Source organism: Glaciimonas sp. Gout2, from assembly GCF_035018905.1.
Lineage (GTDB): Bacteria > Pseudomonadota > Gammaproteobacteria > Burkholderiales > Burkholderiaceae_D > Glaciimonas.
Window position 1 is genome coordinate 1 of sequence record NZ_JASJXA010000040.1, and the last position, 13,599, is coordinate 13,599.

Genomic DNA, 13,599 nt, shown 5'->3' on the forward strand with positions numbered 1-13,599 from the left:
GCCTAAAGAAGCAGCAACGCATCATGCAGCAGTCAGCAGGAACTTTCGGAAAAGCGATGAATAGTTTCACTTCGGAAGATTTTATTAAACTTACTAACGCAGTCAAACTTTATGCAATTGGAAATTGTGCTGATCTATGCATGCTCGCGGCACGCGCAATCGTTGAAAATGGCTATCCCCATACTGTTGAACTTTGCGGAATATCAGGCGAATTAAATGATTATTTCTTAGACCATGCTTTTTTAAGCATCCATTGTGATCCACAAAACGAGAATGCACGCAGCCATGTTATCGATCCACTCGTAGAATTGCTGAGTCCATCCGATCAAAGTCATTTTCTTGGCGCCGTTCAGCCGAAGACGTTTGAACAGCAACATTCTTATCGACATTTATTCTGTTACGCTATCCATCAAATAACTGGTGCCGCACAATTTGTGTCATTAGCTGATATTTCCAATCTGGAGAGACTTTCTATCGGGACATTTTCTTACACTCCCGATAGCCAGCTTCAATTCAATCCAAGCACAAGTTAGTCCTGATGTGAAAAGTTAACGCACAATTAACTCAGTAATGACGCGTGCCCAAAACTTTACAACATGTCCATCCGTATAAAAAGATAAATTAAGGCCGCGAGACCGTGTCGAGACCAAGAACGCTGGCATCCTCCGCGCCATATCCTGCTGAAATGAGCTGGTCCATTCTCACGGCAATCGAAGGCAATGCCGCCATCGGCCGATCACCTGTTGTCTCCAACATCAATCGAACGTCCTTGCGCGCCATCGCCAGTTCAAAACTCGCAGTGAAGTGTCCCTTGGCCATGCTTAGCCCTCGCCCACCAACCATGCCGTTCAGATCAAGCAGACCAAGCAATTTGATAGCATCTTCACCGTCAACACCGCTGGCTTGCGCGAGTGTGAGAACGTCCGCCATCACCGCGGTGAGGCCAATAATCATGGCATTGCCAAACAATTTGTTCGCTGCGGCAAGATCGGCGCGCTCACCCATATATTGGAGACGCTTGGTCATTTTGGCGAGATCCGCCTCGACGGATTCGAAAAGCGCCCGTGGCCCCGCAACCATCATCGCCCCTTGAGCATTGCGCGCAGCAGGTGGCCCCATAAAGACCGGACAGTGTAAATATTTCACACCAGCCGCATGTAATCTTTCGGCCCGCTCAGCAGTCAGCGTCGGTAATGTTGTAGTGTGATCAATCAGGATCGCATCAGGCAATAATCCACTGCGCGCCGCCGCAATAACCTCTTCAACTACTGCGTCATCCTTCAACACAATGTGAACTCTTGAAGCACCTTGAACCGCTTCAGCAGGCGTCGTTGCTGCCTTCACGCCAAACTGCGCCAGAGCGACAACTTTATCCATGGAGCGATTCCATGCAGTAACAGAATCACCACGTTTTGTAGCCGCCTCAGCGAAGGCGGCTCCGAGTAAGCCAGTACCAAGAAAAGCGATGTTTGCCATGACGTATCCTTTTAAAATTTAAGCTGAACAACAGAATGCGTAAATATAACACCGGTGCAATTTGGCAGATTACGACTGAGGGCTTTATGGCGGCTAATCAATACTCATCGACTTCACCACGATGCTCTACTTTCGCTCCACAAACGGCGCAATGCCGTTTTTTATGTTTATCTGCTTCGTACGATCTTCAATAGGCGACGGCAATAGATAAGTCTCGGGCTTGCTGGTTTTTGTATGCCAATCTATCAACACTGCTATTTACAGCCCACCCTCTTGTCCGCCGCGCTTCGCAAATCATCCAGCTTATTTACACAAAGCTGTCCGGTCTTTAGAAGAAATCAGAGGAGCTGTTTACACTTTATTCGCTATATTCTCTAGAATACAGCGCTAATAGCAAAATAATTGCCGACAACAGATCCCCGTTTCATCGCGAGGTGATGCCTCCCCACTTACGAGCACCGACCGAATTGATGCGCGAGCGAATTAAGCAATGGCACGTTTCCGTTTGGCCCTCTACGAAAAGGGTTAAGACATCGCTGGGACTAAATTTTGATATTGATCAAGACAAGCTCTATAACGTCGCCATTGTTGCCAACATCGACAAATGTGAAGACGGGTGACGTAAAAACATTCTATGAAAAGACAAGCAAAATGAACCACCACAAAACATGTATCAAATACGTAATTTTTTCCTTCGCTTTAGGTACGGGCGCTGCAAATGCTGCATCGGATGCCCAGGCACCAGTCAGAGTATTTGCTGCTAGCAGCTTAACCGGTGCAATGACTGCCGTCGCCAAACTCTATTCTCAGCAGACCGGGCAGCAGATCGAAACGGTATTTGGTCCAGCCGGATTGTTGTTGGACCGTATCGAAAATCGCGAACCGGCTGATATCCTTGTGTCAGCTAATATGGAACATCCGCAGAAACTTGCGGACGATGGATTTGCCACGCAACCTGTTGTTTTGGTACGCAACAGATTGTGCGCGACAGCGCTGCCTAACTCCAACCTCACCACGGAAAATTTGCTGGACCGCTTGATGGATCCGCGCGTCAGGTTAGGCACCTCGACACCGAAGGCCGATCCCGGAGGCGACTACGTTTGGATGATGTTTGCGAAGGCGGAAAAAGTACGGCATGGCGCACAAGCCGTTCTGGAAAAGAAGGCACAGCAACTGGTGGGTGGCACGAACAATCCACCTGTTCCTCAAGCAAAGGATGCAGTGAAATATTTCTTTGCACAAAAGAAAGTGGATATTTTCCTCGGTTATTGCAGCTCGCGTCAAACCACTCCTGACCCCGAGTTAACGTCTGTCGAACTGCCGGAAGCACTGTCAATCACCGCCGACTATGGTTTATCTGTCGTGACGCGGGAGCCGAAATCTCATATCGCTGCATACCGATTTGCGCTGTTTCTTTTAAGCCCGCAAGCGCAAAAAATAATGAGTCAGTATAAATTTACGGCGGTGGCGATCTCCTCAGCTAAATAGATAATCATGCTATCTGTATTTGGCCGAGACTATTTTAATGGTCGTGCGTTTGCTTTCTTATCGATAAATATCACAATGGCCTAGCCAAAACGAATGCCTTTTCAGGACAACACAGACGATTCAGTCACTTGTCGATGACGGAATAATTAAGCCCGTCGATGCAGAGGCTATGGCGCGACTTATCAATGGTACTGCCCATATTGGCGCTCTTTGAATTGCAGCTTCTGATGCGTCATCAACCATGTTAGTCAAAGCAGTCGACGCATTTCGCCCAGCTTGCGTCGGAACTACTGAAGGCCAATGAAGGATAGCACTGGACGCTTACATGACGCGCTTGTCAACCTTTTGGATCTTGTGGCTTGGCCGTACCCAAATACGCCAAAAAGTAAGAGTATTCATGGACTTCTTTGTCGAAAGATTTAATGCGGAACTCAACGCTAGTCTCGATGGAAACGTACGCCGCGCAATTGACATACACGAAGGAGAGGACATGAACGAGTCCGCCTTTAGGGCGCTCGTTAACCAAGCGGTTGCTCTTAACGGCTCTGGCAAGGCAAAAACTGCAAAAAAATAAAGTAGTGAAGAATTCCGCCATAGAAAATACCCGACAACGCGCGATTTTTACGAGCGCAGAACTGACCAGATTTCTCGTTAGAATTCTGCCGTGGTGATCGATAGCAGGCCATTGCAAAGGCGAGCCTTGGGATTGATGCTTCGGCGCACCTCTCCCTTCAATCTGATGGCCTACCTCTTGTACTTACCTCTTGTACTTGACGCAATCAGGCGAGAGACTATTATTGGGTGTGGCCTTGGCTTTTAACTTTTTCAATACCGGCCTTATTCAACTCAGTCAACTCAGTCAACTCAATCACGCCAACTTACTTCCTGGAATCATTTAGTCGCCGATTTAAAATATGCCGCTTCCGCGACAACAAATCGAAAGGAAATGATCATGCAAACCAAAGGTATCATCCGACTTCATCGTGTGCTACGTGCAAATCCAGAACGCATCTATCGTGCATTTTTACACGCTGACGCAATGACCAAGTGGCTTCCGCCATACGGTTTCACCTGCAAGATTCATCACATGGATACAACAGCTGGCGGCACTTACAGGATGTCGTTCACAAACTTCGCAACCGGCCAGGAGCACTCCTTCAGCGGAGAATATCGTGAACTGGTACCGTTCGAAAAAATTCACTACACGGACAAGTTTGACGATCCGAACCTTCCAGGAGAAATGCAAACAGTGGTGAGCTTGAAGGAAGTGCTGTGCGGAACCGAAATCAGTATCGTGCAAGAGGGATTGCCGGAAGCCATTCCGCTGGAGATGTGTTATCTCGGTTGGCAAGAGTCGCTCGCGCAACTTGCCAAACTCGTCGAGCCAGAGATTTCGGGGTAGCCAGGCAAGGCACGTTCTGGTCTGGTGTTTTAATCTCTTCTTGGGAAAGCCTTATTTTCCATCGGACGGCGGATACTCGTCGCCTACGCAGGATGTTGAACCAGAATCCGAACGAAAGGCTTTCAAATGGCGCAGCATCGATGCTTGCGCCAACGCCCTGCTTTTCCCGTGGACGGCGCGATCCGTGACGCACTACTCAAATCCCTATTTTTGAGCGTCACTTACGTATTTGCTTCAAAACGAAGGTAACGATTAGGATTACGTCGCGGGTTTGATCCGCAAATCTATCACGCTCAAAAAATCATAGGCAGTGAAAATGCTTTTGTTTGCACAGGGCGGCTGTGCGTTTGAGCTAAGGCACACGGTATTTTTGGCAACTACATGGTTTCATGTTTAGTGTCGATGGGGCCGAATTATTTCCCACACACAAAGACAGGGTTCACGCTCGAATACGGCATATCCAATCGGGGGGATTTAGTAGAAAACAGAACGCAAGCACCTACGCTGGATACACAAATCGCATACCTACACAAATTGTGAGAGGCACTATAAAGATTATGTTTTTTAACGGTGAAGAAAACGATTAGACCACCGACTGCGATCACCAACTCTCGGTTTTATTTGTCGAAAAATCTTACACAATGCGAGATGCGATATGTCATATTTTAGCTAACCTATTGATTAGGTTGATATTATTAATATGACATGTTTTATGCTTACCTTCTATTGCCTTATTTTCTCTCACAATAAAAAGAAATATATCCAATTGGAGTTCTTGATGAAACATAGCACTTTTCGCGGTTTAATGGTCACGGCAGCTTTAATTGGCGTCAGTTTTGTAGCTCAAGCCAATGTATTTACACAGCCAAGTTACACACAAAATACGACATTTACCGACGCAGATCCCGGGACGACCATGACGCTTGCCTGGGATGGGGTAAATTACTATACGGCATCAGGTGGCTCTCAATCTAGCCCCTATTCAAAGTACGCTGCTAATGGCACTTTAATCGCTTCGGCATCACCTTCGCCCGGAATTGACTTCCGCTCGGTGTTCACCAATTCTTCAAATAATTTGCTAGCGCGCGGCTATGGCAGCAATGTTATTTACCAACAAACCTCATTTGGTCATTTTACGAGTTTGGTAACGTTGAATGGCGGATCCTTGGATTCTCAGTCTGCCGTTGTAATGAATAGCGCGGGCACCGAATATTTGGCACAATCCGCGGGTCAAGTCCGCTCCTGGGATCTAACGGGTAACTATCTTGGAGCCATCACTTTAGCGGGTTTTAGTGGATCTCAGGCTAGCTATCCACAAGGCCGTGGATTGGCTATCGTTGGCAATGATTTATTGACCTACTACAATGGCACTGTGAATGCATGGAGTATGACTGGCCAAGATCTTGGCTCGGCAACTCTGATATCCGGCGGCACTAGCTTTGATTCTAACTTCAGTTATAGCTATGCGAACGATCAGTTCTGGGTAGTGGATCAAGCTAAAGGAACATGGCGTGGTTACGATATTGGTTTGACAGGTGGCCAAGCGGTGCCGGAGCCTGCAACCCTGGCATTGCTAGGTTTGGGACTGTTTGGTATCGCTGTAATGCGAAAAAAACGTTTAATGTGATTTTCAATTAACTGATCTGCGATGAGGTATTCCTCAGCTTTTTTGGCGCTATAAATGCCATTCAAGGCAAGGAATAACTCACCACCGAGGATGCTGCCGGCATGGCGCGTCCCCGATGTGACCAAGTGAATCTTTTCAATGGTAGCAAGAAACATCTGTTGGCATAGAGCTGATCAATGCAATCAAAGGCCGCAAACAATCGCGCCCGACAACTAAATTCGTACGGCAGACATTCCGTCGATATTTATCAGTCAAATAGGCCAGCCTAACCAATGATCATTTCAGGCGTCCAAGTCGTGCCGTAAGCAAATCAAAAAAACCCTGGGCGTCACCGTTTTCGATCCAGAATGCATTTTTGTTTTGGTCAAGCGTGCCATACCAATCGGCGACAGTCTGACCAAAACCTATTCCCTCTCGGCTATCGATGTCAACGTGGATCTGCTTGCCGCTGAACAGCTCTGGCTTCAGCAACCACGCTATAACGCTGGCGTCATGTACCGGACCGCCAGACAAACCGTAATGCAGCATGTCGGCGGGAACATAGGCGTTAAGTATGTCGCTGACCAGCGTACCCGCCTGATTGTGTAATCCGGCAATCTGATTGAGCCGCTGCGGACTGGTCAGAATCTTGTGGGTGACATCGAGCGGTATATAAGTCAGCTTGACACCGCTTGCCAACACCACCTGCGCGGCCTGGGGATCAGCGAAGATATTAAATTCTGCGACTGGTGTAATGTTGCCGCCGTTGAAATGCGCGCCACCCATCACCACGACTTCCTTAATGCCGTTGGTAATCTCCGGTGCCTGCATCAGTGCCAGCGCGAGATTGGTTTCCGGCCCGAGCATGGCGATGGTGATGCTATGTGGTTTGGCCTTGCTCAAGGTATTGATCAGATACTGGACCGCGTTACCGGAAGCCAACCCTTGTTTCGGCTCATGCACGGTCACCCCCGGCAACCCTTCTTTACCGTGGATGTTCTCCGCATAGATTGGCGTCCGCATCAGTGGTTTTGGCGCTCCCGCATACACGGGCACGTCTTCACGCCCAGCCCATTCGCGCGCTAGCCGGGCATTACGTGAGGTTTTATCGAGACGGACATTGCCTGCTACGGTGGTGATGGCCAACACATTGAGCTCTTGGGGCGATGCCAGCGCCAGAAGTAACGCCACTACATCGTCGGCGCCCGGATCGGTATCGATGATGAGATCGCGCTTTTCGGCCGCGTGAGCGGATGTTATGCTCAATAGCGACAACAGTAATAAGCCTCGCAGAAGCTGCCTACAATAAAGATTGAAACGTTGCATAAGTAAATTCCTTGTCCTATGTGGAGGATATGTGTGGAGATGGCAGCGATAAGCCAGACAACAGTGGATATTACCGCAAGGTTGATAACGTCCTTTTAATTCGGCGAGGGACGGATAGCGGGATTTGCATATGCAACTTGTTTTGGACGGGACATAAAATGGGACCGGACAAATAAAAAAGTCTCGCCGAATGTCATCGTGGGAGACTTTTCTTGACCAGGTAGCGGAAATCACCTAATCAGCGGACCATGGAAAAAATGAGGAATCAGCCTCTGGTATGCTTAGTTGCTTTGCGTCGTGAAGCGACGAAGCCTAAGATTCCAAGACCCAACAAAGCCAGCGAAGTCGGTTCAGGAACGGCGGAGACACGGACATTATCAAAACCCTCGGTTGAAATGAACCCACCATCGGTGAATGTCTGGATTGATGCAGTGGTAAATGATTCGCCAGCGCTAGCAATAACACCAAAAAAGCCACTCGATTTGTAATTGAAAACTACCGTAGTCAAGGCATTGACTTTCAATGAATAGCTATCAGTAACATCCGTATCGAACCAATCGAAACCAAGCGCCTGAACCGCACGACCAAAACTAAAGGTGGTAGTAGGACCGACGTTACCTTGAGTTCCCTCCCCCCAACCATAGAAATTTTGGCCGGAAAAATTTGCCGGAATCGCCGTATTGTCACTGCCACTAATAGATCCGGTCGAAATGCCGCTCTTGTTACCGTTCGCTACGCTGGACAGCGAAAAACCGTTAAAGGTACCGGCAAAATTATTGCCAGATACGTTGGGGGTAGCAGTGCTAAAGGTTTCTAGAGAGGTTGCACCCGCAGCAGCCTCAAATAACGCCAGGTTAGTGTAAGTTGTGAGGGTTGCCTGTGCCGATACCGAAAATAATGTTGTGACGGTAACGGCAGCAACGAAAGCGATTTTTTTAATATTTTTCATAACTTCCCCGTTAAATAATTACCCTAAAGTCGCTGCCGTTGATTACATAGCTTTAGTTGCGCACCTTAGACATGAAATAGATTTTCCAATGACTAAATAGCAATAGTTATGCCACATATACTATTTGTTTTAAATCATGGACTTATGATTTTTTCAAACCTATCTCACGGCAAGAGTGTAAAAAATACTGACAATTTGATCTGCGTCGACCAGGAAAATACAATACGTGAGGCACCGGCTGCTCTCCCTATCGCCATTTTTTTAATTTGTAATTGGCTAAGGGGTCACCCAAACGCTTTGGATCATCCGCGAACGCATCGCGTCTAATCACTTTTTTATCAACTGAAAATCAAGACTTCACAGATTTTACCGTCTTGCTTTATGCTCTTTTCGTCCCTGATAAAAAGGAAACCAGGTTTGAAAGCCTGAAAACACAAAATCGCACAAAACGATCTAGTGCCTTTTTTTATGTGCAATCATCTCTCTTTGCCTCAAAGGGCGGCTGTGGCGGGCAAGTCTTCGTGCTTGCTGGTTTGCTTTTGTGCGCCAGTCTTCCAACTCTACCATTTGCCGCCCACCCGCTTGGAAGCGGGGCGCGGGTTTAACCACACACAAAAGAAAACATCATGCCTTATACCCTTTCGCTTTCAGCCTGCCCTTAACTAATCCACCGGCGTCTTGCTAGCCAAGTCAAAACACTCCAAAAATGACAGCCAGGTAAGCGAAACTGCCACTCGGCATTTGTAATATGATCAGAACACCTATTAAACTCGGGATTTTTACCGTCATTGCCCATGCCTTATGATTATCGCGATATCGGCGGTTTGCAAGGCTCTCTCAACACTCACTATGCGGAGTAAGCAATGAATTCAACATTGAAAGAACTTTTGGACGAGTTGGAAGAGTTCGGTCACGCGAATGACGATTTGATGAGGGATCGACCAGGCCGCATGTTGAACATTACGCGTGACACGGGCGATTTTTTGTCTGTACTGATAAAAATCATGAGCGCTAAACGCATTCTTGAAATCGGCACTTCTAACGGCTACTCAACCCTTTGGTTAGCTGATGCTTCACGGACTTTTGATGGCAAAGTGACGACTGTTGAGATGTCGGCATTTAAAATTGCAATGGCGGCAAAGAACTTCGTCCGAGCGGGCTTGGCCGACCATATCACCCAAATTGAGGGAGATGCTGGCGCCGTGTTGAGCGGTGCGGCAGATGCGGCCTTCGATATGATTTTTCTGGATTCAGACCGCTCTGAATATGGTGGATGGTGGCCGGATTTGAAGCGTGTGCTGCGTCGTGGTGGATTGCTGGTGGTGGATAACGCCACGTCTCACGCTAAAGAGATGGCGCTATTTATCAACATAATTCAAGCAGATGGCGATTTTGTGACGAGCCTGGTTCCCGTAGGGAAAGGCGAATTTCTTGCAACAAAGGAAAAATGAAGTCGCAATATTCCTACAATTATGCCGTCGCTTTCCCGCGCGCCTTTCCACCAATCGCCAGCAAACGTTGCGCCAGGCAAAATATAAACAGCAATGCGCCGATGACGATCTTGGTCCACCACGAGCTCAGTGTGCCGTCGAATGTAATCAGTGTTTGAATGACGCCGAGGATCAATACGCCCGATAGCGTGCCCGCAACATAGCCGTAACCACCGCTCAATAACGTGCCGCCGATGACAACTGCTGCAATGGCGTCGAGCTCTGCGCCTTGGGCGTGTAAGCCGTAGCCGGACAGCATGTAAAGTGAAAACAGAATCCCGGCCAGTGACGCGCAAAATCCGCTGAAGGAATAGATCAGTATTTTGGTACGGCCAACCGGCAAACCCATCAGCAATGCCGATTCTTCATCACCGCCAATGGCGTAGACGGCGCGACCAAAACGGGTGTAGTGCGCGAGATAGATCGCCACCCCCAGCATGACGAGGGCAATCATGACGCTGGGAGAAATGAACGCACCGAAAAACGTCAATCTGGCCTGCGATAGCGACACGTAGAGCGGGTTATCGATGGTGATGGAATTGATGCTGATGAGGTAGCATAAACCGCGCGCAAAAAACATTCCCGCGAGCGTGACGATGAAGGCCTGCAATTTAAAGAAATGAATCAATGCGCCCATGAATGCGCCAAATAGCGATCCGATCAGGAGTACGCAAATCATGACAAATAACGGCGGCCAATGCAGGCTTTCGAGCAAATAGGCCGAGATCATTGTGGTCAGCGCTAATACTGAACCGACCGACAGATCAATCCCGCCGGACAGAATCACAAAGGTCATGCCAATACCGATGACCAGCAAATAGGCGTTATCAATCAGGAGATTGAAAAATACTTGCACTGAAAAAAATCCAGTATAAGAGAAGGAGCCAAGACCGAACATGATGGCAAATAACGCCACCGTAATCACGGAGGTGAAATAAGGTGAATTAAATAATGAGCGGGTCTGCGATGCAGCAGACTTGGGCAATGTCAGTGATTTGGGAAGGTTTTGTATGGCGTTCTTCATTATTTGGTCGCCGCAAAAAAATGTTTGAAACTGCGTATTCCGGCAGCAGAAAAATGCCAGCGAAATTGCGACGATTGTGACAAACAAACGATGAATACGACGATGGACTTGACCACCATGTTTACCTCAGGTGGAACGCCAATTGAATAGATGGTGTAGGTCAGTGTCTGAATAATTAATGCGCCGATGATGCTGCCAACCAAACTGAATTTACCACCGGCCAAGGATGTACCACCCAAGGTCACGGCCAGGATTGCGTCGAGTTCCATCAACAGACCGGCGTTGTTGGCGTCGGCACTTTTGATATTGGCGCTAATCATGAGACCCGCCATCCCTGCGCAGGCGCTGCAAAACATATACACGAAAAAAATCAGTGCCGAGGTTTTAATACCAGCGAGTCGGGATGCAACCGGATTAATACCGACAGCCTGAATAAAGAGACCAAGCGCCGTTTTACGCATCAGCAACAATAGTAAGCCACCGACCGCCAGCACAATAAATAACGAGAACGGCAGACCGAATAAATAGCCACTGCCGAGAAAGAAAAACGGTTTGTAATACACCGTGATGATTTGTCCGTCAGTGAGCAATTGCGCTAAACCGCGCCCCGCCACCATCAGGATTAAGGTGGCAATGATGGGCTGCAAACCCAAGGTGGAAACCAACAATCCGTTCCAGACGCCGCATAGCAACGCCGCGCCCATGGCGATCAAGAGCGCAAACACCATCGGCATTTTGCTGACGTATTCTGGTGCGCCGTTGATCATCACCATATCGCCGCCGATCAGTCCCGCAGCGACCGCGCCAGAGATCGCCACGACTGCACCGACCGAGATATCGATGCCACGTGTGGCGATGACTAATGTCATGCCAAGCGCTACCAGCATTAACGGCGCTGCACGATTGATGATGTCGATCACGCTGCCATAGAGATGTCCATCTTTGATTTCTAATCGAAAAAATCCGGGGATCATGATCAGGTCGATTAGCAGTAAAAGGGCTAACGCTGCCGTGGGCCAGAATAAGGGATGTTGCATCCAGCTGGATTGGCTTGCAGTTGGTAAGGCTAATGCAGTCGAGGCAGTCGAGGCATTAGCTGCGATTGCAGATTGTTCTGTTGGCATAGCCGCTGATGGTTTCAGTTGTTTATCGACACTCATGCTGCATCTCCGGCAATGACTTGCAGGACTGATGCGTCGTCCAGCTCACCGCGCAAATACTGGCCGCACGCTTTGCGGTCCCGTAACACCAGAATGCGGTCGCTGCAACGCAATACTTCGTCAATTTCAGATGAGATGAACAGAATTGCCATTCCTTTGCGACAGAGTGAAACGACATAATCCATGATTTCCTGCTTGGCACGCACATCAACGCCACGTGTCGGTTCGTCCAGAATGAGCATTTCGGGATCGGTCGCCAGCCAGCGCGCCAACAATGCTTTTTGCTGATTGCCACCGGATAGCTTGCCAATGGGGGTTTCTGCGCTGGGCGTTTTAATACCAAGCCATTTAATATAATTATTGGCGATTTCCTGCTGGCGCTTGCGACCGATGACATGCATCAGTCCTGCCCGCGCTTGCAAGGCTAGAATAATATTCTCTCGCACGCTGAGTTCAAGAATCGCGCCTTCTTCTTTGCGATTCTCTGACGAGAATCCAATACCGGCAGCAATCGCGTCACGTGGCGAATTAAATTTGTGAATCTTACCTTTGATGGCGATGGTTCCCGAGTCTGCTTTATCTGCGCCGAACAATAGACGTGCCGCTTCGGTCCGCCCGGAACCCAATAAGCCACATAAGCCAAGTACTTCCCCACTGCGACATGTAAGATCCAGTGGTGTCAACGCGCCTTTACGCCCAATTCCTGCTGCCTCCATGTAGGTGGCGCTGCTGGCTGAGTTTTGGTCCACCTCGGTTAATGGCAATGACTGCAAATTTTCTTCACGCGCGTTGCTGAGCGCAAGCGCTTCTTCAGCGCTGACGCCAACCATTTTGTTGACCAGGTCGTAGCGGGATAAGGCGTTGACGAGGTATTCGCCTTCACGGATGCCATTACGTAATACGGTGATACGATCAGAAATATCGAATGTCTGTTCTAGGAAATGTGTCACAAACAAAATGGCCAGCCCTTGTTCACGCAGGCGTCGCAATACAGTGAACAGCATTTGGACTTCATTGTCATCAAGACTTGAAGTTGGCTCGTCCAGAATTAATACTTTGGCTGAAATGCTGAGTGCGCGTGAAATGGCGACCATTTGCTGCACCGCCAGCGAATAGCGTGATAACGGCGCGGTCACATCGATGTCAACCTGTAATTCGGCCAATAATGTTTGGGCATTTTGTTTCATCATCGGCCAATCGATGAAACCATTTTTCATCGGATAACGGCCAATAAAGATATTTTCAGCAACCGATAGATTGAGACATAAATTGACCTCTTGATAAACCGTGCTGATTCCAAGATTTTGGGCTTCCAGAGTTGAACGCGGTTGCACCGGTCGACCGTTTAACAGGATACGTCCGCTATCGGGTTTATAAACACCGGTCAATATTTTGATGAGTGTTGATTTTCCAGCCCCATTTTGGCCCATCAACGTGTGCACTTCTCCCGGAAATAACAGGAGATCGACATCAGTTAATGCCTTGACGCCGGGGAATGCTTTATAGATGCCACTGAGTTCTAACACCGGCTTCGAGCGATGTTCAGGACTAGAAAATGGGGTCGATAATGGCGTAGTAATGGATGTCATCATGGGCAAAAGACTTCCCGAAGAATCCCATTACCGGCACAAAAAAGTTAAGATGCGCGCAGCAATGGGATGAGATGCATTAGCCATAC

At 48.4% G+C, this 13,599-nt stretch carries 12 protein-coding genes and 1 pseudogene; 7 read left to right on the plus strand and 6 right to left on the minus strand.

Features of this window, described 5'->3' with window-relative positions; translation table 11 throughout:
* Positions 1 to 533, plus strand: a 533-nt coding sequence (locus QN379_RS19460) for a hypothetical protein (RefSeq protein ID WP_323507348.1), incomplete at its 5' end; no start/stop codon positions are given.
* Positions 534 to 621: 88 nt separating this feature from the next.
* Here the strand turns inward: QN379_RS19460 and QN379_RS19465 are convergent.
* Entirely contained in the window at positions 622 to 1,476 is an 855-nt protein-coding gene (locus tag QN379_RS19465; protein ID WP_322239214.1) for an NAD(P)-dependent oxidoreductase, read from the minus strand.
* Between the two features lie 651 nt (positions 1,477 to 2,127).
* Between QN379_RS19465 and modA the strand changes: the two genes are divergently transcribed.
* The 5 genes and pseudogenes from modA to QN379_RS19485 all read left to right on the plus strand — a co-directional run bounded on the left by modA (position 2,128) and on the right by QN379_RS19485 (position 5,993).
* Positions 2,128 to 2,964 (plus strand): molybdate ABC transporter substrate-binding protein, encoded by an 837-nt coding sequence (modA, locus tag QN379_RS19470; RefSeq protein WP_322239216.1) that lies wholly within the window; start codon positions 2,128 to 2,130, stop codon positions 2,962 to 2,964.
* Positions 2,965 to 3,031: 67 nt separating this feature from the next.
* On the plus strand, positions 3,032 to 3,178 hold the full coding sequence (locus tag QN379_RS23740; RefSeq protein ID WP_416186885.1) for a hypothetical protein: 147 nt from the start codon (positions 3,032 to 3,034) through the stop codon (positions 3,176 to 3,178).
* A gap of 219 nt (positions 3,179 to 3,397) precedes the next feature.
* Positions 3,398 to 3,538, plus strand: a pseudogene (locus QN379_RS19475) (DUF1801 domain-containing protein); the annotation flags it as partial.
* A 378-nt stretch (positions 3,539 to 3,916) separates the two neighbouring features.
* Positions 3,917 to 4,366 (plus strand): SRPBCC family protein, encoded by a 450-nt coding sequence (locus QN379_RS19480; protein ID WP_322239218.1) that lies wholly within the window; start codon positions 3,917 to 3,919, stop codon positions 4,364 to 4,366.
* A gap of 712 nt (positions 4,367 to 5,078) precedes the next feature.
* Positions 5,079 to 5,993 carry a PEP-CTERM sorting domain-containing protein gene (locus QN379_RS19485; RefSeq protein WP_322239220.1) on the plus strand — a complete coding sequence of 305 codons (915 nt, stop codon included), beginning with the start codon at positions 5,079 to 5,081 and terminating at the stop codon, positions 5,991 to 5,993.
* A 276-nt stretch (positions 5,994 to 6,269) separates the two neighbouring features.
* On the opposite strand, the gene QN379_RS19490 is transcribed toward QN379_RS19485, so the two are convergent.
* Positions 6,270 to 7,298, minus strand: coding sequence for a nucleoside hydrolase (locus QN379_RS19490; RefSeq protein WP_322239222.1), 1,029 nt, complete (start codon positions 7,296 to 7,298; stop codon positions 6,270 to 6,272).
* Between the two features lie 265 nt (positions 7,299 to 7,563).
* A complete protein-coding gene (locus QN379_RS19495; protein WP_322239224.1) occupies positions 7,564 to 8,247 on the minus strand; it encodes a PEP-CTERM sorting domain-containing protein in 684 nt (227 codons plus the stop codon).
* An 863-nt stretch (positions 8,248 to 9,110) separates the two neighbouring features.
* On the opposite strand from QN379_RS19495, the gene QN379_RS19500 reads away from it, so the two are divergent.
* The gene (locus QN379_RS19500) at positions 9,111 to 9,698 is read left to right on the plus strand and encodes an O-methyltransferase (protein ID WP_322239226.1); all 588 of its coding nucleotides are present in this window, start codon (positions 9,111 to 9,113) and stop codon (positions 9,696 to 9,698) included.
* Between the two features lie 19 nt (positions 9,699 to 9,717).
* Here the strand turns inward: QN379_RS19500 and yjfF are convergent, their stop codons facing one another.
* The 3 genes from yjfF to QN379_RS19515 form a co-directional block, all read right to left on the minus strand.
* Positions 9,718 to 10,761, minus strand: a complete 1,044-nt coding sequence (yjfF, locus tag QN379_RS19505) for a galactofuranose ABC transporter, permease protein YjfF (RefSeq protein WP_322239227.1) — start codon at positions 10,759 to 10,761, stop codon at positions 9,718 to 9,720.
* Positions 10,761 to 11,798, minus strand: a complete 1,038-nt coding sequence (locus QN379_RS19510) for an ABC transporter permease (RefSeq protein WP_322240697.1) — start codon at positions 11,796 to 11,798, stop codon at positions 10,761 to 10,763. Before QN379_RS19510 ends, yjfF begins: the two co-directional genes overlap by 1 nt.
* A gap of 119 nt (positions 11,799 to 11,917) precedes the next feature.
* Positions 11,918 to 13,510, minus strand: coding sequence for a sugar ABC transporter ATP-binding protein (locus QN379_RS19515; RefSeq protein ID WP_322240699.1), 1,593 nt, complete (start codon positions 13,508 to 13,510; stop codon positions 11,918 to 11,920).
* Positions 13,511 to 13,599 lie beyond the last annotated feature (89 nt).

Bases quoted from the DNA above. Each gene is read 5' to 3' on its own strand.
- QN379_RS19465 (WP_322239214.1), bottom strand. From the start codon at position 1,476: ATGGCAAACATCGCTTTTCTTGGTACTGGCTTACTCGGAGCCGCCTTC.
- modA (WP_322239216.1), top strand. From the start codon at position 2,128: ATGAACCACCACAAAACATGTATCAAATACGTAATTTTTTCCTTCGCT.
- QN379_RS19480 (WP_322239218.1), top strand. From the start codon at position 3,917: ATGCAAACCAAAGGTATCATCCGACTTCATCGTGTGCTACGTGCAAAT.
- QN379_RS19485 (WP_322239220.1), top strand. From the start codon at position 5,079: ATGCTTACCTTCTATTGCCTTATTTTCTCTCACAATAAAAAGAAATAT.
- QN379_RS19490 (WP_322239222.1), bottom strand. From the start codon at position 7,298: ATGCAACGTTTCAATCTTTATTGTAGGCAGCTTCTGCGAGGCTTATTA.
- QN379_RS19495 (WP_322239224.1), bottom strand. From the start codon at position 8,247: ATGAAAAATATTAAAAAAATCGCTTTCGTTGCTGCCGTTACCGTCACA.
- QN379_RS19500 (WP_322239226.1), top strand. From the start codon at position 9,111: ATGAATTCAACATTGAAAGAACTTTTGGACGAGTTGGAAGAGTTCGGT.
- yjfF (WP_322239227.1), bottom strand. From the start codon at position 10,761: ATGAAGAACGCCATACAAAACCTTCCCAAATCACTGACATTGCCCAAG.
- QN379_RS19510 (WP_322240697.1), bottom strand. From the start codon at position 11,798: ATGCAACATCCCTTATTCTGGCCCACGGCAGCGTTAGCCCTTTTACTG.
- QN379_RS19515 (WP_322240699.1), bottom strand. From the start codon at position 13,510: ATGACATCCATTACTACGCCATTATCGACCCCATTTTCTAGTCCTGAA.